This window comes from Marinoscillum sp. HNIBRBA16962 (genome assembly GCF_057801515.1).
This window is the reverse complement of record NZ_CM173603.1, coordinates 3,302,203-3,322,884: the sequence shown is the minus strand read 5'-3', so window position 1 is coordinate 3,322,884 and position 20,682 is coordinate 3,302,203. Positions and strand designations below refer to the sequence as shown.

The 20,682-nt window shown below is 44.0% G+C and carries 9 protein-coding genes; 8 read left to right on the top strand and 1 reads right to left on the bottom strand.

Going from position 1 to position 20,682, the window contains the following annotated elements:
* The first annotated feature begins 173 nt into the window (after nucleotides 1–173).
* The 5 genes from AC3E9V_RS13870 (at nucleotide 174) to AC3E9V_RS13850 (ending at nucleotide 9,909) form a co-directional block, all read left to right on the top strand.
* Nucleotides 174–2,516, top strand: a complete 2,343-nt coding sequence (locus AC3E9V_RS13870) for a beta-L-arabinofuranosidase domain-containing protein (RefSeq protein ID WP_488748725.1) — start codon at nucleotides 174–176, stop codon at nucleotides 2,514–2,516.
* Nucleotides 2,517–2,619: 103 nt separating this feature from the next.
* On the top strand, nucleotides 2,620–4,767 hold the full coding sequence (locus tag AC3E9V_RS13865) for a family 43 glycosylhydrolase (protein WP_488748724.1): 2,148 nt from the start codon (nucleotides 2,620–2,622) through the stop codon (nucleotides 4,765–4,767).
* Nucleotides 4,768–4,782: 15 nt separating this feature from the next.
* Complete coding sequence (locus AC3E9V_RS13860) at nucleotides 4,783–6,810, top strand: glycoside hydrolase family 97 protein (protein WP_488748723.1); 2,028 nt, start codon at nucleotides 4,783–4,785, stop codon at nucleotides 6,808–6,810.
* Between the two features lie 56 nt (nucleotides 6,811–6,866).
* Complete coding sequence (locus AC3E9V_RS13855; RefSeq protein ID WP_488748722.1) at nucleotides 6,867–7,280, top strand: energy transducer TonB; 414 nt, start codon at nucleotides 6,867–6,869, stop codon at nucleotides 7,278–7,280.
* A gap of 184 nt (nucleotides 7,281–7,464) precedes the next feature.
* Nucleotides 7,465–9,909: a glycoside hydrolase family 127 protein gene (locus AC3E9V_RS13850; protein ID WP_488748721.1), complete on the top strand. Its 2,445-nt coding sequence runs from the start codon at nucleotides 7,465–7,467 to the stop codon at nucleotides 9,907–9,909.
* 200 nt (nucleotides 9,910–10,109) lie between these two features.
* Here AC3E9V_RS13850 and AC3E9V_RS13845 read toward each other — a convergent pair whose 3' ends face one another.
* Nucleotides 10,110–12,734, bottom strand: coding sequence for an FG-GAP-like repeat-containing protein (locus AC3E9V_RS13845; protein WP_488748720.1), 2,625 nt, complete (start codon nucleotides 12,732–12,734; stop codon nucleotides 10,110–10,112).
* A gap of 156 nt (nucleotides 12,735–12,890) precedes the next feature.
* Between AC3E9V_RS13845 and AC3E9V_RS13840 the strand changes: the two genes are divergently transcribed.
* The 3 genes from AC3E9V_RS13840 (at nucleotide 12,891) to AC3E9V_RS13830 (ending at nucleotide 20,669) form a co-directional block, all read left to right on the top strand.
* Entirely contained in the window at nucleotides 12,891–15,092 is a 2,202-nt protein-coding gene (locus AC3E9V_RS13840; protein ID WP_488748719.1) for a DUF6851 domain-containing protein, read from the top strand.
* A 643-nt stretch (nucleotides 15,093–15,735) separates the two neighbouring features.
* The gene (locus tag AC3E9V_RS13835; RefSeq protein ID WP_488748718.1) at nucleotides 15,736–18,900 is read left to right on the top strand and encodes a SusC/RagA family TonB-linked outer membrane protein; all 3,165 of its coding nucleotides are present in this window, start codon (nucleotides 15,736–15,738) and stop codon (nucleotides 18,898–18,900) included.
* 20 nt (nucleotides 18,901–18,920) lie between these two features.
* Complete coding sequence (locus AC3E9V_RS13830; protein WP_488748717.1) at nucleotides 18,921–20,669, top strand: RagB/SusD family nutrient uptake outer membrane protein; 1,749 nt, start codon at nucleotides 18,921–18,923, stop codon at nucleotides 20,667–20,669.
* Nucleotides 20,670–20,682: the final 13 nt, after the last annotated feature.

Here is a 20,682-nt window from a genome sequence, read left to right as displayed (position 1 = left end):
TTCCATTGAATATTTGTTCTTGTTTTGTGAACATACGTTAAGCTTGTTGATCGATTTCAGGATTTGTTTTGTACTGCTGCAAACAAGCTGAAAATATTAACTTCAGAGGGAGTGTATAATATTTTCACTATTTTGTAGTTATGTGTAATAATTGTAGAGTTTTAAAGAAGATAATGAAGATCAATCTTGTCTCAGGCTTATCTATATTGATAGTTAGTGCTGTAATCTATTCATGTGTACGTTCTAAAGCTGACTCAAAGTCTGGTAATACAAGCGTACAGCATTTTGAATTGAAGGATGTGAAGCTGCTGGAAGGTCCGTTTAAGCGTGCCACGGAGCTGAATATCGAAATGCTTACTGAAACCTTTGAACCTGACCGTCTGTTGGCCAGGTTTAGAATGGAGGCCGGCTTAAAGCCAAAAGCGGAACCTTATGACGGCTGGGAAGCAGAAACCATCGCGGGTCATACATTAGGGCACTACCTTAAAGCCTGTGCGCTAATGTATAGCACAACTCATGATCAGCAATTTGCCGATAAAGTAAAATATATCGTGGATGAGCTTGCAGTGTGTCAGCAGGCAGATCCTGACGGGTACATTGGCGCATTCAAAAATGGCAAAAAGATCTTCACCACAGAGATTGCTAAAGGAGAGATCCGTTCGCAGGGGTTTGACTTAAACGGGCTTTGGGCGCCTTATTATACACAACATAAGATTCTTGCAGGATTGATTGCAGCTTATGAGCACTGTGGGTATGAAAAGGGCATTGAAGTGGCAAGTAGGTTTTCAGACTGGATATATACCATCGTAAAAGACCTGAGTCCCGTGGAGATCCAAACGATGCTCGACTGTGAGCATGGTGGCATCAATGAAACTTTTGTTGAGCTTTATGCCATTACCGATAAAGAAAAATACCTGAAGCTTTCCGATATTTTCTTTCATGAAAAAATATTGGATTCACTGGCCAACGGAGTGGATATTCTGCCAGGTAAACATGCAAATACCCAGATACCTAAATTGATAGGGTTAGCGCGGAGATATGAGGTGACAGGAAACCAAACCGATCAGGAAGCAGCGAGCTTTTTTTGGGACAGGGTGGTCAATCATCACTCGTATGTAACCGGCGGACATTCCAATCACGAGTATTTTGGTAAGCCGGATCAGCTGACTAACAGGCTCAGTGCCAATACCACTGAGACCTGTAACGTGTATAACATGCTGAAGCTAACAAGGCATCTGTTTGAGTGGAGCCCTTCAGCCGAAGAAGCGGATTTTTACGAAAGGGCTCTGCTCAACCATATTCTAGCCTCCCAGCATCCTCAGACGGGTAAAGTGATTTACAACTTATCCCTGGAAATGGGCGGGTTTAAGTCCTACCAAAACCCTTACTGGTTTACGTGTTGTGTAGGAAGTGGTTTGGAGACACACTCCAAATACGGTGGAAATATTTATTATCATAATGATTCTGAGCTCTACGTTAGTCAGTTTATCGCCTCAGCTTTAGATTGGGAAGAAAAAGGCCTACTGTTGACCCAGAAGACCAACTATCCGGAAGAACAAGGCACAACTTTGATTGTAAAGGTAGACGAACCACAGGCGTTTGCACTGAAAGTGCGTTACCCGTATTGGGCTCGGGAAGGTATGGAAATCATCGTGAACGGTGAGCAAATAGAAATAGATCAGCAACCAGCTAGCTTTATCAGTATCGATCGTGTCTGGGAAAACGAGGATGTAGTGGCAGTGAAGTTTCCATTCTCGCTTCGCCTGGAGAGTATGCCTGACAATGAAGACAGGATCGCTATGATGTACGGTCCATTGGTGTTGGCCGGGGACTTGGGTGAAGTGGATAACCCGAATGCCAATGATCGCGATTTTGTGCCGGTGATCATGACCGAAAACAGGAATCCGAAACATTGGCTGGAGGCAGTTACGGGCGCTCCGAATACCTTTCAGACAAAGGAAGTTGGCAATCCAAGAAACTTTACCCTAAAGCCATTTTACCAGGTACATGACAGGAGATACTCCATTTATTTCGACCTTTTCACTCAGGAAAAATGGAAAGCTCACCAGGCAGAATACCAGGCAAAGCTGGAAGCGAAAAAAGTCCTTGAGTCCAAAACCGTTGATTTCCTGCAGATGGGTGAAATGCAACCCGAACGAGATCACCAGCTTGAAGGGGATAGCATCTATGTGGATGAGTTAAAAGGTAAAAAGGCACGTGTGGCAAGCAGAGGAGGACACTTTAAATTTAAAATGAAGGTGTTACCTGATGAGGAAATGACTTTGGTGGCTGAGTACTGGGGTGGCTTTACCGGTTCAAAGACCTTTGACATTTTGGTAGATGATGAACGGATTGCTACTGAAAACATCTCCGACAAAAAGCCAGGTGAATTTATCGATGTACATTATAAAATCCCGGAAGAGTTAACAGCTGGCAAGAGTGAGGTTGTGGTAGCGTTTATGCCTCATGTGGGGCACCGTGCTGGGCCGGTTTTCTCCATGAGGACAATAAAATAAAGTATTTCTCATAAGTAAATTCGTTTAGAGTAGTGGGCGAGGGGAATTTCTCCTTGCCCATTTTTTAGATCATGCCGGTGCGATCACAAAAACCCAAAAACCTATGAAAAACCTTAGATATCTACTCTATTTCCTAATTGCAGCTATCCACTATCAAGGTATTGCTCAGTCGTTGGAAGGGGTTGGTCCGGCAGCAGGAAATCCAATCGTACCTGGTTACTTTGCCGATCCTACGGTAAAGAAGTTTGGAGATATTTATTATATCTACGCCACCACAGACAATGAGATGCTGGCTTCCGGTGTGCCTACAGTCTGGTACAGTAAAGATTTTCAAAACTGGTACAACTATACCATGGAGGTCCCTTCATTGTCTTCAGTAAATCTCAGGAATTTTTGGGCTCCGGATATTGTAAAAGGTGATGATGAGAGGTACTATCTATACTTTGGCAATTGCCAGGCAGGCTGTAATATTTATGGCTATGTTTCTGATTCACCGATTGGACCATGGACGAAATTGAACGAAGATGATACCCCGGTGATGGCACATGGCTATCCAAGGGAGGGTTTCCCTTCACTCGATGCGCAATTTTTCCGGGATGATGACGGTAAAGTGTATGCCTACTGGGGCACCTGGGTTCACTATAACGGAGGGTACGCTGTAGGTCAGCTAAATACTGAGACCATGGCCGAAATGATGGATGCTGAAAATATTCCATTGTCTCAAACTCCGGAACCTTTTGAGGCCGCTTACATGATGAAAAAAGGCGATAAATACCTATTGATGTATTCTGGTGGGTCGTGTCATGATGAAACATATAACGTTAGATATTCTTACGCAGATTCACCTTACGGCCCCTTTACTCCTGGTGAAAACAACCCCATTCTCAGTACGAATGAAGACCAATCCGTACACGGTCCAGGCCATCATTCTGTTTTGAAAGAAATGGATGACTACTATATCGTGTATCACAAGCATGATTACCCCATGACCAGGGGAGGCCTGTCACGTCAGATCTGTGTTGATAAAATGGTCTTTGAAAATGACTCGACGATAAAGACTGTGATTCCTACCATTAATGGGATAGATAAGATCATTGAATCGGATGTGCCGGAAGATATGGCCTTCAAAGCAAAAACATCAGCGTCATCTCATTACCATCTGAAATCCCTTCAATACGACTTTGAATATAAACCTTTGTATGCCACAGATGGTAACAATGCCACCATGTGGAAGGCCGGTGACAATACATTTCCACAGGATCTTACGGTTGATTTAGGTTCAGTAAAAAAGGTAAACCGGGTAATGACCCAATTCGAGTTTGCCGGATACTATTATCAGTACAGGATAGCTTATTCTAAAAATGGCAAGGATTGGCAATTGTACGCAGATCGATCGGATAACCGTACACCTGGTAGCCCAATGATCGATGATCGCGAGGTAAATGCCCGGTATTTAAAATTGACCGTTTTGGGAACAGAAAAAACGGGTCTTTTTGCTGCCGTTTGGAACATGAAAGTTTATGATTCACTGTTTGAGATTCCACTAGAGCTCGAAAATAAACCATCGGATGAAGGGCCAGGGGCTGTTAGCAGCAAGAAATTATTGGTAAAAATAGATGCCGGAGAAGTTTCAGAAGACTCATTTGAGACCATTTCCAATAAAGGATATGTAGGTGGGAATTTTGTGAAAAATGGAGATGTAACACTTGTACAGGACCAAAATGGTATAAAAGTATTCAATTTCACCAAAGGCTCCCTGACCCTTGACGTACCTGTTCCCAAAAGCCTCGGGTGGAACGGCGCCTATACCGTGGCGGCCTGGCTAAAAAACCCGGAGATTGGCAAAGAGGGTGAATGTATAGCTTCATGGTGCGACCGGTTTGAGTTTCAACTGGCCAATTCTTACAATGCCCTGTACTATAACAGCAGTAACTATGGTGCGGCGGCACATTTGGATTATCATTTTGACATGAAGTACAACAACCTGCCGGCCAGTGGCGAATGGCATCATATCGTTTTGACATTTGATGGAGTAGTGGAAAAAATATATGTGGATGGAGTTTTGGATAACTCACAAAACATGACTCTTGCATCTGCCATAAATAATGCTGAAATAAGGGTTGGTGCTTCTGACACAGGGGAAAATTATGCCGGTTATATGACTTCTTTATATATTTACGACTATGCGCTTGACCCAACTGAAATAAAGGAGCTGATGATGGGATCAAAGCCAAAACCATCAACGCAATAATCTTAAAGGGACCAGATGACAAAAGTTAGAATTTATGAAACGAACAAGGTGGCCAGCTTATCATTGAATATGCCTTGTAAGAAATATCTCCTATCTATTTTTTTTGCCCTGGTTTTTGTGCATTCAGGATTCGCACAAGAACATACGGTTTCTTCTCCAAACAACTTGATTAAAGCTGTTATAAGCCTGGAGGATGGGGTTTCATTTTCCCTTTCTTACAAAGGGAATACTGTGATCACAAATGCAGATATCTCTATGGAACTGGCCGACCGGTTAATATTAGGTGAAAACCCCACTCTTAAAAAGAAAAATACTGCTAAAGGACAGATATCCAGAAAACCGGTAGTACCCACAAAAGATGCTCAGCTCCAAAATGTATACAACGAGCTGGAATTGGTCTTTAAGAAGAACTTTTCACTTCAGTTTAGGGTCTTTAATGAAGGCGTTGCTTACCGGTTTATTACGGCTGATAAGCCTCAGAATGAAACACTGGTAGTGAATGAAGTCCTTGATATTGACTTTCCTGCAAATACCTGGTCATATTTTCCTAAGGAGCAAAGCCTCTACTCTCACTACGAGCAGCACTTTGAATACCAGCCGCTGGATTCCGTACCAGAGGGTGATTTTTGTGCATTACCAGTTCGGTATGACGTACCCGGAGGTGTTGGTTTGGTGATTACTGAGGCCGACCTGTTTGATTATCCGGGATTGTTTCTGGAGCGGAACGGAAATGGGTTTAAATCAAAATTTCCAAAATATATATTAAAAACAGAGCCCTTACCGAGTCAACCGGATCGATCGGAAATCATTGTAGAAGAAGGTAACTATATAGCAAAAACCGTGGGTGGCCGAAACTATCCGTGGCGACTTTTTCTGATCAGCGATGATGACCGCACTTTCGTGGAAAACGACCTGGTTTTTCAGCTATCGAGGGAGCAGGTTTCCATGGATTTTTCCTGGGTAAAACCTGGAAGGATTGCCTGGGACTGGTACAATGCCAACAATGTTTACGGGGTGGATTTTGAGTCAGGGATCAACAATGCTACCTATAAATACTACATTGATTTTGCGGCTGCATATGGTTTGGAGTATGTGATATTAGATGAAGGCTGGACAAAAACCACTACCAACGTACTGGAGTCCAATCCAGAGATAGATGTGCCTGAACTTGTAGCTTATGGTAAAGAAAGAGGGGTAGGGATTATCCTGTGGCTCCTGTGGCATCCGCTTGATCAAAATTTAGAAGAGATATTGAAATTGTATAGTGACTGGGATGTCAAAGGGATAAAAGTTGATTTTATGCAGCGTGCCGACCAGTACATGGTAAGCTCATATGAGCGTATTGCCAGGGAAGCAGCGAAAAACAAGTTGCTCGTAGATTTTCACGGTGCGTTTAAACCGGCCGGATTGCGATCAGCTTATCCTAACGTAATGACCTATGAAGGAGTGATGGGTAATGAAAACAATAAGTGGAGTGACCAGATCACTCCGGAGCATAACGTGACGCTCCCTTTTACCCGGATGGTTGCCGGACCGATGGATTACACTCCGGGAGCGATGGTAAATGCCCAGGAGAGAAACTTCAATATATCTTTTTACAGGCCAATGAGCCAGGGAACAAGGTGCCATCAGGCTGCCATGTATGTGGTTTATGAAAGCCCGCTTCAAATGCTATGTGATGCTCCGTCCGCTTACCTGGAAGATAAAGAAGCAACAAGTTTTATCTCCCGTATTCCTGCATCCTGGGATGAAACCAGGGTCTTGGAAGGGAAAATTGCTGATTACATTGTTGTAGCCAGACGAAAGGGTGATACCTGGTATATTGGCGCCATGACAGACTGGTCAGCCCGTAGCTTTTCGATTGACCTTTCTTTTCTCCGGGAAGGAACTTATAAAATGGAGGTCTTAAAAGACGGGATCAATGCCTCGAAATATGCAGAGGATTACAAAAAGGAAACGATCAGTGTGACTAATCAGGGTACAGTGCAGGCTGATTTGGCGCCTGGAGGTGGCTGGGTAGCGATTGTTAAACCACAAGAATAATAGGCTGGATCATGCGGGTTCCTGAAAGGATTTTGCCGGTTTTGATTTTTTTCAGTTTGTTTTATCAACAAGCTGCTGCTCAAGATCTGAAGGTACTGTCCACCTGCGATGATTATCCGGCAAAAGGCGAAGTTTTTATGGTGGTGGAGGACCCTCCGTATTTTGGAACGTGTGAGGAATTTGTCAAAACAAAGAAGTCTACCTATCAATGCTCTGATGGTAATATTCAGCGCTTTATCCGGGAACGCATTAGCAGTGAGTCATTCGAGAATAGCTCCGGAGAAGTAGTCATTCAGTTGATCGTGGAAAAGAATGGTTGTCTATCGGGTATTCAAATCCTGCGGGGGAATCAGGATGAAGCTGGGAAAAAGATTCGGGAGATTGTAGCTGAAATGCCCAACTGGTCGCCGGGAACCCAAAGAGGACGGACGGTAAGGGTGAAAATGCAGATCCCTTTCAGCTTTGAGTAATTAGGAAATTAAGTAGAACTTGTCTGTTTTGAACTGCAAGCTGGGCGATAGCCCTCGCCCGCTAAACATCTGTTCATGTTATTTAAACAATCGTATCAGGTTGCCGAGCATTATCCTTTCATTTTTGAGTGGAGGAATAACCTCCGTTTAGACAATTCATATAATCAATCGCTAAGAGAAATAAATGATGAATAACAGGAACTTACTACTGCTCATTTTTACTTTGCTTGCATTTTCCTGCACCAACCAGCCGGAAGAACCACTATATGACGGCCCGGTAGAAGAAGTGCCATTTACATCCGTGAAAATAACCGATAACTTCTGGTCCAGAAGAATAAGTATAAATAAGGAAAATACCATTCCACATACTTTTGGAAGGTGTGAAAGTACCGGGAGAATAAAGAATTTTCAAATAGCTGGCGGACTTCTGGAAGGAGACAGGTATCTGACAGACTTTCCGTTTGATGATACGGATCTTTACAAGATCATGGAAGGTGCCAGCTATTCCCTCCAAAGCGATCACGATCCCGACTTAGTAGCTTATATGGACTCACTTTTGGTCTTTATGAAAGCGGCCCAGGAAGAAGATGGATACCTGTATCCGGCAGGGACTATAGGAGAAGAATACCCTGAACAGCGACACAATTGGTTAGCAGACGAGCGCTGGGAGAAGGAGGAAGACCTAAGTCATGAACTGTATAATTTAGGTCACCTGATCGAAGCTGGTATTGCTCATTTTCAGGCCACCAATGACAGCACCATGCTTAAGATTTCCATGCGCTTTGCGGACCTGGCTGTCAGAGATTTTGGGTGGGGTAAAATAGAGAAAGCTCCCGGCCATCAGATTACGGAAATGGCACTGGCCAAGCTCTACAAACAAACAGGTAAAAAAGAGTACCTTGATCTTGCTAAGTTCTTCCTGGATGTAAAAGGACAAAGTGATATCGTCAAAAATAGTGAGAGAGGTCGTGGACCTGCATACAGCCAGGCTCATGCGCTGGTTGTTAACCAGGACGAAGCAGTAGGCCATGCCGTGCGGGCTACTTACATGTACTCCGGCATGGCGGATATTGCTTCATTGATGAATGATGAGGCTTACAAAGCTGCTACAGATAAGATCTGGAAAAATGCCGTAACTAAAAAGACCTATGTGACTGGTGGCATAGGCGCCTCCGGTAACGGCGAAGCTTTTGGTGACAATTACGAACTCCCCAACATGTCGGCTTACAGCGAGACCTGTGCTTCCATTGGCAATGTCTACTGGAACTACCGCATGTTCTTACTTCATGCTGACTCTAAATATTATGACGTACTGGAGCGAACAATGTACAATGCGCTTTTAGCAGGAATAGGACTGGATGGCAAAAGCTTCTTCTATCCCAATCCGTTGAAATCAGTAGGTCAGCACAGGAGAAGCCCGTGGTTTAACTGTGCCTGCTGCCCATCGAATGTCACCCGGTTCATTCCTTCAGTTCCGAAATATGTGTATGCCAGGCGAGGAAACAAGGCCATTTATGTGAATCTTTTCTTATCAAACGATGCAGAGATACAGCTAGGTAAAACCTCCGTTAATATTGTTCAGGATTCGGAAATGCCGTTCGGAGGTAAGACCAAATTCACGATCAGCCCTGAATCTGATAAGACCTTTGATTTATTAATTCGCGTACCAGGATGGGCCAAAGGAGACCCAATCCCTGGAGACCTCTATGAGTTTATCAATCCGGAGGTTGGTGACATCCCTGTGAAGCTGAACGGGACTGCTATTGACTATGAAACAGAGAATGGATATATCAGAATTTCCAGAAAGTGGTCGGCTGGTGATGAGGTGGAAATCGAGTTTCCAATGGAAGCCAAAACCATAAAAGCACATGAAGCAGTGGAAGCAGATAAGGATAAAGTAGCCGTACAGCGCGGACCGCTTGTCTACTGTGCCGAATGGGTGGATAATCCTGAAGGTGTTCACAATCTAATGATCGATCCCAATGCATCCTTTGAGGCTTCCTATCAGGATGACCTGCTGCAAGGCGTTATGACGCTTACTACTACTGCCCAGGCTTTTGCTTATGATGAAGACCAGAATTTAACAGGGAAAGAAGTAGAAGCAACGCTCATCCCTTATTACTCCTGGGTCAACAGAGGCTCGGGCGATATGACTGTTTGGCTGGCTACTGATACTGAAGCTTTGACCCCCATAAGACCTCCATCCGTAGCCTCAGAAAGTGAAGTAGCACTTTCAGACTCCAGAGGAGCTGTATCTTCTCTAAACGACCAGATCTTACCTAAAAACTCAAATGATCATGAGATCCCTTATTATCACTGGTGGCCAAAAAATAATACGACTGAGTGGATCACTTATGAGTTCAAAGAAGCTCAGGAGCTTTCACAAAGTTCGGTTTATTGGTTTGATGATGGTCCATGGGGTGGTTGTCGTGTACCGGCATCCTGGAAGCTTTACTATCAGGATGAGCAGGGAAACTGGGTTGCTGTTAAAAACACATCGGCATACACCATAGATAAAGACAAGTTAAACACGGTGAAATTTCAATCAGTTACCACAAAGGCCATGAAACTGGAGGTGGAGCTACCGGAAAAGCATGCAGCAGGAATGTACGAGTGGAGTGTTGATTAGATAGAACGCGATCAATAAAAAAACGACGGTGATCAATCAGCGGATCGATCACCGTCGTTTGGTTAGTCGACCGTGGTCATTTTTAAAATGATCGCGATCATTATTTTAGGACGCCTCAGTCATTAGCTATTTTTTGGTGGTCGGGAGCCATTTTTGTCTATTGTCTATTGCCTATTGTCACCCTTTGCCCATTTGGATTTTTATTTAACAATCAGCTTCTCAGCTCTATCTCCTACCTTTAGCAGGTATAACCCCGGTTTTAGCCTCTTATCAAAATCAACGCGAATTTTGTCCTGACCCGGGTAAATCTGTGATGTCAGTACCAACTTACCGGAGGTGTTGAAGAGACGGACTGTTTGTGGCTTCTGATAGCTCTGAGCCGGAGAGGAAATTATAAAATGATTATTTGCAGGGTTGGGAAAAATATCAAACCCTCTATCAGTTAAAGTGGCAGAAGTCACGATTTCCATAGTAGCTGAAATGTATTCGGATTCCGTATTATTATTGTAAGCTTTTACTCGGTAGTAAAAGGGGATGTCAGGAGAGACACCTCTGTCACGGTATGTGGTTACATTTTCACCTACGTTTTGATTGGTAGTAAATAAGAAATCTTCAGTTAAAGATCGTTCGATGATGAATCCCTCTTCATTTTCGGACAAGTCTTCCCATGCTAACCTTAGAGTTGTTGAGTTTTCCGGGATGATTGTAAGGTTTTCCGGAGGGTTTATAAAGTCCGGTGTAGTTATCAGTAGTGTTTCTGAGACGACTGAAGTACTGGTGGATTTTTCGCCTTTTATCCTGTAGTAGTATTTTGTATAAGGAACGACTGATTCATCTGTAAAGGCCGTGTTGTTCTGGGAGATAACAAATGAAACATTTTCACCAAAATCCTTATCCAAGGACCTTTCCAAAATAAAGTGCTCTTCATTGTTCGAATTATCTGACCAGGTTAAAGACACAGTAAAAGGCGTAACACTGGTAAGAGAAAGATCAGTAGGTTGTGCAATGAATTCCTGAGGGGTCAATTGGATCAGGTGACTGTATTCACTAATCAAGCCACCAGCTCCTACCGCCCGGACCCTGTAAAAGTAGCTCTCACCTGTCATCAAACCTGTATCCAGAAATGATCTTTGATCAGCACTTACTTCCATTTGAACAGAGCTTTCAAAATCCACTGTTACGGATCGTTCAATTTCAAAGTGGGTTTCAGATGAAGTCAGAAGGGTCCATGAAAACTGAACTTCAGTGAAATCTACATGAAGCAGCTGAAGGTTATTGGGGGTATGAAGAATGCTTTCGTCGGTGACGGTCAATACTTGATTTGCTGCAACATCCCCGAGTTTTGTTGTAGCTCCTCCTGGCCAGTGGATGACCACTTCATCTACAATGTCTGTACTGCCCACGCCGAAAAATGCTTCGGCAGGTTCCTGGGCATAATAGCTGATTCCTGCTGTAATTAACCGGGTAAGTGTTTTTCCATCTGTTTTTACCTGTACAGTAGCCCCAATTGCATGATGATTGGGCCCCAACATTCTGGGTTTGATAACGAGGTAATTTCCCCCGGATCCATTTTCCATAAGCTGATTTTTAAGGACCCTGACCGCAGTGTTTTCCGAAGCGGTCCACCGGCTGGTTTCGATAAGGTCCAGGTCCCCGTCCCGATCATAATCCAGAGCTATCAATGCATTGGCATCCATCACTTCTGTCAAGCCCACCTGATCGGAGATGTCTGTGAAACCTTCACCATTATTGATCCAGAATTTGGAGGGCATACGAAATGAGATGTCATACCACCCGTTACTCTCTGCCAGATCAAGAAATCCGTCATTATCCGCATCAAAAAAAGTAGCCCCCCAACCCCAGCCACCCTGATCTACTCCATAGTCACGGGCTACTTCTGTGAAAACCAGGTTTCCATCTGATCCATCGTTCCTGAAAAGCTGGTTGTGGGAATTGTTACCGGTAACATTGGTAATATAGATATCTATATCCCCGTCATTTTCAATATCTCCAATAGCTATGCCCATATCGCTATGATCACTATCCAGCTGTAGGGAGCCTGCAATCTCTTTGAAAGAAAAGTTGCCCTGATTGAGCCAAAGTTCATTTTTTCCACCATCCAGTGCAATCAGGATATCATTTAGTCCATCTTTATTGAGGTCATATATGATGGGTTGGAGGTAATTGTCTTTTCTGCCGGATAGTTCTTCCAGGCCAATTTCGGTGAATGTTCCATCCCTGTTATTAGCAAACAAATACGCATATCCGATCCAGTAATTGATCATAAGCTCCGGGTATCCGTCATTGTTCAGGTCTCCGGCAGCAGCACCTCCGGCATGGATAATATGATCCAGCCGAAAACCATGCAACAGGCCTGAACTGGCTGTAACATCCTGAAAGGAATGATCGGGCAGCTGCTTATACAGGCGAAGGACTTCATTATCTTCACAGTCATCCGTCTCCAGTCGGCAATCACCTACTACGAGGAGGTCAAGTAGGTGGTCAGCATTATAATCGAACCACAAGGCTACCCTTGCTTTGAGCGGCTCACCAACTCCCAGTACTTCGGCATTTTCTATAAAAGTTCCATCACCCTGATTGATGTAAAAATGATTCTTTGCATGTTCATCTGTGGGGACATAGAGATCAATATCCCCGTCATTGTCATAATCTGCAGCCACTACACCACTTCCTTCGGGATAAGCCGGACATAACTCTATTCCGGCTGAAACGGAAACATTGGAAAATTTCAACTGTGCTCTGGAAGTGGTATCGAAGAGGAGTAGGAAAAAGAAAACGCTCAGGATATTTCTGCTGTTCAACATGCACGTTGAATTTGACTACTTGAACAAGTTAGGATACTAAAATTGCTCCTGATTAGACAATTGTTCTAAAATCATGAACATATGTTTAATGCGTGTCAAAGTGGTCTTAAGTAAATTACTCCCTTTATTAATCATCAACGTTTTTTCAGAGGTTTTATGGAAAAGAATAGATCATTCCTGTACCGCATTTTTTTTGGTCTTTGTTTTTTGACCTGCATCCATGTTGTTGCAGGTCAACATTCGGTGGCTCGTATGTGGAATGAAGCACTACTTGAATCCATCAGAGGTGATTATGCCAGGCCTACGGTACATGCAAGAAACCTTTTCCATGTATCAGTAGCCATGTACGATGCCTGGGCGACTTATGAAGAAGATGCCAGGCCTTATTTACTCGGCAATACGGTTCATGGGTTTTCAGTTCCTTTCGAAGGTGTGACTCTAACAACGGATAAACAAGAAGCTCAGGAAATCGCTATTAGTTATGCCGCCTATCGGTTGCTTACTTATAGATTCAGAAATTCCCCGCAGGCCGAAAAATCGCAGGCTTACTATGATTCTCTGATGAACGAACTCGGTTATGATATTTCGGTGACTACAGTCAATTATCAGGATAGCCCTGCAGGGCTTGGAAATTACATAGCCGAATTTATTATTAATTATGGATTGCAGGATGGTTCCAATGAGCAGAATCAATATAAAAACACGTATTATGAACCCGTCAATGATCCATTAACACCAGTACAGCCCGGGAATCCCACTTTATCTGATCCTAATCGCTGGCAACCGCTCTCATTTGAATCATTTGTAGACCAAAGTGGGAACGTAATCGGAAAGAATACACCTGAATTTCTGAGCCCTGAATGGGGCAGTGTTTTGCCTTTTTCTCTTCAGGAAAGTGAACTAGACATTTATGAACGAGATGGCGGTGAGTATTGGGTGTATCATGATCCGGGTAGCCCTCCCTTTCTAAGTGACGAAACCACAGCAGATCCTGGTGAATATTACAAATGGGGCTTTAGTTTGGTTGCTGCCTGGTCATCTCACCTGAGCGCTGACGATCCCACCGAATGGGATATCTCTCCGGCATCCATTGGGAACATAGATATTAATGATATGCCTGCTGACTTTGGGGATTTTTCATCTTTTTACGATCGCATCAATGGAGGTGACATAGGTGAGGGGTGGGCTGTAAATCCCCGTACTGATGAGTCTTATACTCCCCAGTATGTAAAGCGGGGTGATTACACTCGTGTGCTTGCTGAGTTTTGGGCTGACGGACCTGACTCTGAAACACCTCCGGGGCATTGGTATACCATCTTAAATTATGTGAACGATCAGCCGGAACTGGTCAGAAAAATGGGAGGAGAGGGTGATGTTCTGGGCTTCCTGGAATGGGATGTAAAATCCTATTTTATGCTGGGGGGTGCAATGCACGATGTGGCTATAACCTCATGGGGTATAAAAGGATATTATGACTATGTGAGGCCCATTTCGGCGATTCGATATATGGCTGATCAGGGACAATCATCTGATCCGGGGGCGCCTAACTACAATCCTGAAGGCATACTTTTAGAGGAAGGATTGATAGAATTGGTGGGAGAAAGTGACCCGTTGGCTGTTGATCGTCCGGAGAATGTGGGCAAAATTAAGCTTAAAGCATGGAGGGGTCATGATTATGTAGCGGATCCGGCTACTGATGTTGCCGGAGTAGGGTGGATACTGGCGGAAAACTGGTGGCCCTATCAGCGCCCAACTTTTGTTACTCCTCCGTTTGCCGGGTTTATTTCCGGACATTCTACTTACTCCAGAGCTGCAGCCGAGGTGCTTACTTTACTAACTGGCGATCCTTTTTTTCCGGGAGGGATAGGGGAGTTTCATGCACCTAAAAATGAGTTTTTAGTTTTTGAAGAAGGCCCAAGCGAAGACGTGGTGCTTCAATGGGCTACTTATCGGGATGCATCTGATCAGTGTAGTCTTTCGCGGATTTGGGGTGGTATTCATCCTCCTGCTGATGATATCCCGGGCCGATTTATTGGTAGGTCAATAGGACAGGGGGCTTTCTTTTTTGCTCTGGATTATTTTGAAGCTAACAAATCGGTATTATCTGCTGACGTAAAATCTGAACTTGAAATCTTTCCCAATCCGGCTACTGATTTTCTGACCGTAAAAGTTCCTGATATGCAATTGCCTGTGTTGGTTCAGGCTTATAACCTATCTGGTCGAGAAGTTCTGCATGAGGTTTTATCATTCGAGAAGGGTTATTGGTTAGACCTTTCTGGCATACATGCCGGACATTATATTCTTACATTAAAGAGTGGGAAGCAGCGATTTTCGCGCAAGCTCATCATTCGAAAATAAAGTATCTGTAAAGCAGCTTTGTGGTCTCCCTGCTTTGAGCTCTTGGCAGAGTGTGGTGGCCTTATGCTCAAAGACTCATCCCGATCACGTTTTCTGCAAAACCTGCTCATCTAACAAGCGAGGAAACTCTGTCACTCAGCTGTTCTTAACTCTATATTTTTTTAAGGGTTTAATCGGTCTTTTTCTGGCACTTTTCATCTATGATTTTTAGTCATTTCAGAATGTTTAAAGCAAAAGAGATCAGCCGGGATAAACAGGTGCGTTAAGGAATTATTGTCGTTTTTTCATGAAAAATGGCGTTTTAGAGCGGGTTAGGACATTTGTGAATGCATATTCAACATTTGTGCGACTATAATACATGGTGATGAATAACCTTTAGAATGTGAATTTCAAAATAGAATACAATCACCAAACGTAACCAAATATGAAGAACACTTTACGAACCACTCTATTGCAATCAGGAACCGATAGTTTTCTGAGAAGCGAAGAATCAATACAGCTACTTATAGTAAGATACATCTAAGGAGGTGTGTCAGAGCCGCTGAGCAAATCTTGGCTCAGAAGGCAGAAAACGTAAGATCAGCAGGCATCAAAGAAAGCCAGCTTAGTTCAAACTTATTCTAAAAATTAACCTAATGAGTTTATGAAGCAAATTGACAAAATTTTTAATCACCGGATGTTACTGCTATGGGCGCTGCTCATAGTAGCTGCCTTGCCATATCCTGCTTTTGCTCAGGATATTGTGACGGGTACGGTAACAGACAGTGATGGAGAAACGATCCCTGGCGCTACAGTTCTGATAAAAGGAACTACCAGGGGTACGACTACTGACATTGATGGTCAGTTTAGAATTCAGGCCTCCTCTGAGGACATTCTTATATTTTCCTTTGTAGGGCTGGAGCGTAAAGAAGTAGAGGTCGGATCCAGGTCAGTGATTGATGTGGCCCTGGGTGTGGATGACAGCCAGTTGGAAGAGGTCATTGTAGTGGGATTTGGGATGAGGCAGGAAAAAGCAGCCGTTGTTGGTGCGATTTCCCAGGTTTCCGGAGACAACCTTCAGCGAGTAAAGATGGGGGGTAGTGTAGAAAACTCATTGCAAGGAGCTCTGCCAGGTCTTACGGTCATTCAGACAGACCCAACGCCCGGAGAAGAAGCTCTCGGAGGTCTATCGCTTTCCATTAGAGGTGTTGCTTCGATGGGCAACAACACTCCATTGTATATAGTAGATGGAGTGGAGAGACAGTTTTCAAACATTGACCCCAACGAAATCGAGTCTGTTTCTATTCTGAAAGACGCCTCAGCTACTGCTGTATATGGAGTAAGAGGTGCCAATGGTGTAGTGATCATCAACACAAAACGTGGCGTGGACGGGAAAATACAACTTGAGTACAGCTCCCAGGTGAGTATGAAAGAACCGACCATACTTCCCGAGTATATGAATGCTTACGAAACGATGATGCTCAGGAATGAAGCATATCGTAATGATGGAAACTGGGACCGTATTGTTTCTCAGGAAGCATTGGATCACTACCGGGATCAGGACTTACCATACCTGTATCCCGATACAGACTGGATGGATTTCCTATATGGTAGAGGCTGGGATCACCAACATAACCTAAATGCAAGAGGTGGTAACGATTTTGTCAGATACTTTGTATCGGTAGGTTATCTCCAGGAAGGGGACGTGATGAATACAGCAAATGCATTTCCTTACCAATATGATGATCTGAACGCAGGTTACAGACACAAGCGTTTCAACTTTAGAAATAACCTGGACTTTAGCATAACCAAAACCACTGAACTGTCCATCAGCCTTGGCGGTAACATCAAAGTATGGAGAAAACCTCAGGACACTTACACTCAGGAAAACTGGTTTGAGCCGGTAACGGCTCTACCATATTATCCGGAAGAGGCTCTGGACCTCTATCCTGACGAGCAGATCCCTTACGATCAGGATGGCAGAAGGCCTTACATTGATCCCTCCCAGGGTGAGGTACGGCTGAGCTGGAATGGTTCCTGGGGCTTTTGGCGCAATAAGCAAAATGAGATCCTGAGTGATATCAAATTAAACCAGAAGCTGGATTTCATTACCGAAGGACTTTCTGTCAATGGTCTGTATTCCTATAATAGTCAGATACGGTATCAAAAGAACTTTAATTTTCCGGATTATTTCGGCTATTACTTAGATCCTGAAACTCAGCAGTGGTCAAGATACAATCGCTTCCCAGGCAGTTTGGATTATGATACACCCACCTCACCTCTCATTGTAGATAATGGCGAATTTATTTCCAGCTCTTTAAAAAGTCACTGGATGCAGGCAAGTATTGACTACACAAGGGCTTTTGGTGAGCATAATGTGGCTGTTTCAGGGATTTTTCAGCGGAGAGAGGTCGCGGATGGGATAGCGGTGTTTCCATCATATCAGGAAAACTGGATTGGAAGAGGTACTTATAATTACGCTGGCAAATATTTCATTGAGGCAAGTGTAGCGCATTCAGGATCTGAAAAATTTGCTCCCGGATTGCGATTTGGTACTTTCCCTGCTTTCGCAGGAGGTTGGATGATCTCAGAAGAGGAGTTTTTCTCACCACTTAAACCAGTGATAAGCAACTTTAAAGTACGATACTCATGGGGTGTAGTAGGTAGTGATGCGGGTATCCCTAGATGGTTATACAGATCTACTTATAGTCAAGCCACCAATGTAAACACAGTTTTTGGTTTTCCACGTCAGGGATATGGCATCATCAATGAAGGGCCTGTGCCTGTAAATGACGCAACCTGGGAAGAGGCCACCAAGCAAAACCTTGGATTCAACCTTGGGTTTTTCAGTGGTCAGTATACCTTGAGTGTGGACCTGTACAATGAGCGCCGTACAGGAATGCTCCAAACCAGGCAGTCAGTACCGGCTTATATTGGTACAACCAGTGCCATACAAGGAAACCTCGGAGAAACCAAAAGCCATGGTATAGAGGTAGAGCTTGGTATCAATAAACCAGTAGGACCTAACATGTTCTTATGGGCTACAGCCAACATTGCTGCAACCGAAAACCGGGTGGTTTTCTTTGATGAATCTGAAAATGTGCCTTTTAACCTGAAAGCGGAAGGCAAGCCGGTGGATATAGCACAGCGACTTGGTAGTTACACACCTGGGACAGGCTTGGTCAATGATGGTTACTATCAGGATTTTGAGGAACTGTTTATGCTTCCTACAGCTGGTGGTAGTCCGATCGTGGGAGACTTGAAATTCATAGATTTCAATGGGGATGGAAATGTGGATCAGCAGGATTATGTAGTGTCACAGTATCCTTTGACTCCTCTGGTCAACTGGAATACGACTGTAGGATTTGATTACAAAAACTGGTCGATCAGTGCTCAGGTCTATGGGATTAGTGATGTGGCCAGGCCAATGCGACAAGGAGGAATGTTCTTTCTGTTCCCATTCTCACAAAATAAGAATAACGCTTATTCTGTGCATGCAGATCACTGGACGCCTGACAACAGAAACCCTGAGTTTCCTGCCGTTCACTCTCAAGCCGTTAATCAATACAACTATCAGATCAGTCAGTTTTCCATGGTTGATGGTAAGTATATAAGGCTTAGAAATGCTCGTCTGGCGTACAAGCTACAAGCTGATTTTCTTTCCCGAATAGGTGTGAGGGAAATGAATTTTGCCCTGATCGGTACTAACCTGTATACGTGGAGAAAACGTAAATGGGGCGGAGATCCGGAAGGGTTCAACTTCGGGCAGGACTTTGGAGCCTATCCGCAGCTGAGACGATACACATTTGAAGTAAGAGCATTTTTCTAAACCACAAATAGATGGAGATTATGAAAAAGATTTTAACAATAACATTAATAGCCGTATCTGCACTTAGCTGTGAAGACTATCTGGACAAAATTGAAGCTTCAGATGGGTTAGTGTCAGATGAGGTATTCACTGACTATCTGAACTATCGCCAGTTTGTAGATGGGATGTATCCGTACCTGCATGATTACCTGGCAGCTTTTGATTATTCATGGATAGCAGCGTTATCAGATGAAGGATTTATGAACTCCGAGTGGGAAACCATGGGGGTGGCTCAGTCCGGAGATTGGCTCAGAGCCTATAACACAGGTCAGGCTTTACAGTTTTACCGGATATGGGATGGTTGGGAAGCAGTCCGCCGGGCAAATATATCCCTGGCAAACCTGGGTATGCTCGAGGGTAATGCCACCCAGGAGCAGATCAATCAGCTGAAAGGGCAGGCTCACTTTATGCGGGCCTGGTTTCATTACGAATTTCTTCGGAGACAGGGTGGAATGCCTTATATCACTGAGGTTTTTGAAGCTTCGGATGATTTTACGAGAGAGCGGCTGTCTTATCATAAAACTGCCCTGAAGATCGCGGCGGATTGTGATACGGCCATGCAGCTGCTACCTAATCGATGGAACTCAGCTAACATTGGACGGCCTACAGAGGGAGCTGCAATGGCCCTGAAGGCTACAGCATTGTTATTCAGCGCTTCACCTACTAACAATCCCGAAAATGATATGAGTAGGTGGGAGCTTGCAGCAGAAGCTTCATGGGATTTGATAGCTATGGCTGAATCTACCGGCAGATACGGGTTACTTCAGTCCAATGGTACGGATCAGGTATCTTATGAGGTGCCTGGAGTCGGGACACAGACCATTTCCTATGCCAGTGGTTTTGATTCTATTTTTATGTATCAGCAGCTACATGACGAGATTATCTGGGAAAACTATGCAGCATCAAGTGCCGGAAACGGAACCTGGACAGTATTAACCGTACCTTCTATTGCTAATGGGGGGGTCATTCAGGGATTTAGCCCTTCTGCAAATTTTGTGGATCAATTTGAGACAGCAAACGGCATGGCTATTGAAGATGATCCTGCATTTGACCCACAGGATCCATTTGTGGATAGGGATCCCCGGTTTTACCATTCCATTTTGTTTAATAATGAAATATGGACTTCTACAAACAGGCCATTGGAGCTTTGGGAAGGTGGTCAGGATCGTGATCCGACTAACCAATTCTCTAATCATACCGGTTATCTCGCCAGAAAATTTTGGGGTAGAAATGTAGATAGTCAGTCCGGAATACAGGCTCCGATCACGCATAAGATCTACTTTAGGTATGCTGATATCCTGTTGCAATATGCTGAAGCTGCCAATGAAATAGGAGGACCGGGTTATGCCATCCCCGGAGCTACCATGACAGCATTAGAGGCTGTAAACATGGTGAGAGCACGCGTAAATATGCCTCCGGTCAATGCGATGTATACGGGAAGTACTGCAGATTTCAGAGAACGAATAAAAAATGAGCGTGCAGTAGAGTTATTCCTTGAAGGGAAAAGATTGTTTGACCTGTCAAGATGGGGTGATGCTCACAAAATAGAACATAAAGCGCTCTATGGATTGAGTTTTACAGAAGATCCCGGCCAACCTACAGGATATCAGATCCAAAGAGAGACTGGTCCTATGGTCATACTGGCATTTGATCAAAAGCATTACAAGTGGCCTATACCACTTGAAGATGCATTGATCTTCGAGGAGTTCGCGCAGAACCCGGGATGGTAATCCAGCGCTCTGA

Coding starts and splice junctions, on each gene's coding strand:
- AC3E9V_RS13860 (WP_488748723.1), top strand. CDS start 4,783: ATGACAAAAGTTAGAATTTATGAAACGAACAAGGTGGCCAGCTTATCA.
- AC3E9V_RS13845 (WP_488748720.1), bottom strand. CDS start 12,734: ATGTTGAACAGCAGAAATATCCTGAGCGTTTTCTTTTTCCTACTCCTC.
- AC3E9V_RS13840 (WP_488748719.1), top strand. CDS start 12,891: ATGGAAAAGAATAGATCATTCCTGTACCGCATTTTTTTTGGTCTTTGT.
- AC3E9V_RS13870 (WP_488748725.1), top strand. CDS start 174: ATGAAGATCAATCTTGTCTCAGGCTTATCTATATTGATAGTTAGTGCT.
- AC3E9V_RS13835 (WP_488748718.1), top strand. CDS start 15,736: ATGAAGCAAATTGACAAAATTTTTAATCACCGGATGTTACTGCTATGG.
- AC3E9V_RS13830 (WP_488748717.1), top strand. CDS start 18,921: ATGAAAAAGATTTTAACAATAACATTAATAGCCGTATCTGCACTTAGC.
- AC3E9V_RS13865 (WP_488748724.1), top strand. CDS start 2,620: ATGAAAAACCTTAGATATCTACTCTATTTCCTAATTGCAGCTATCCAC.
- AC3E9V_RS13850 (WP_488748721.1), top strand. CDS start 7,465: ATGATGAATAACAGGAACTTACTACTGCTCATTTTTACTTTGCTTGCA.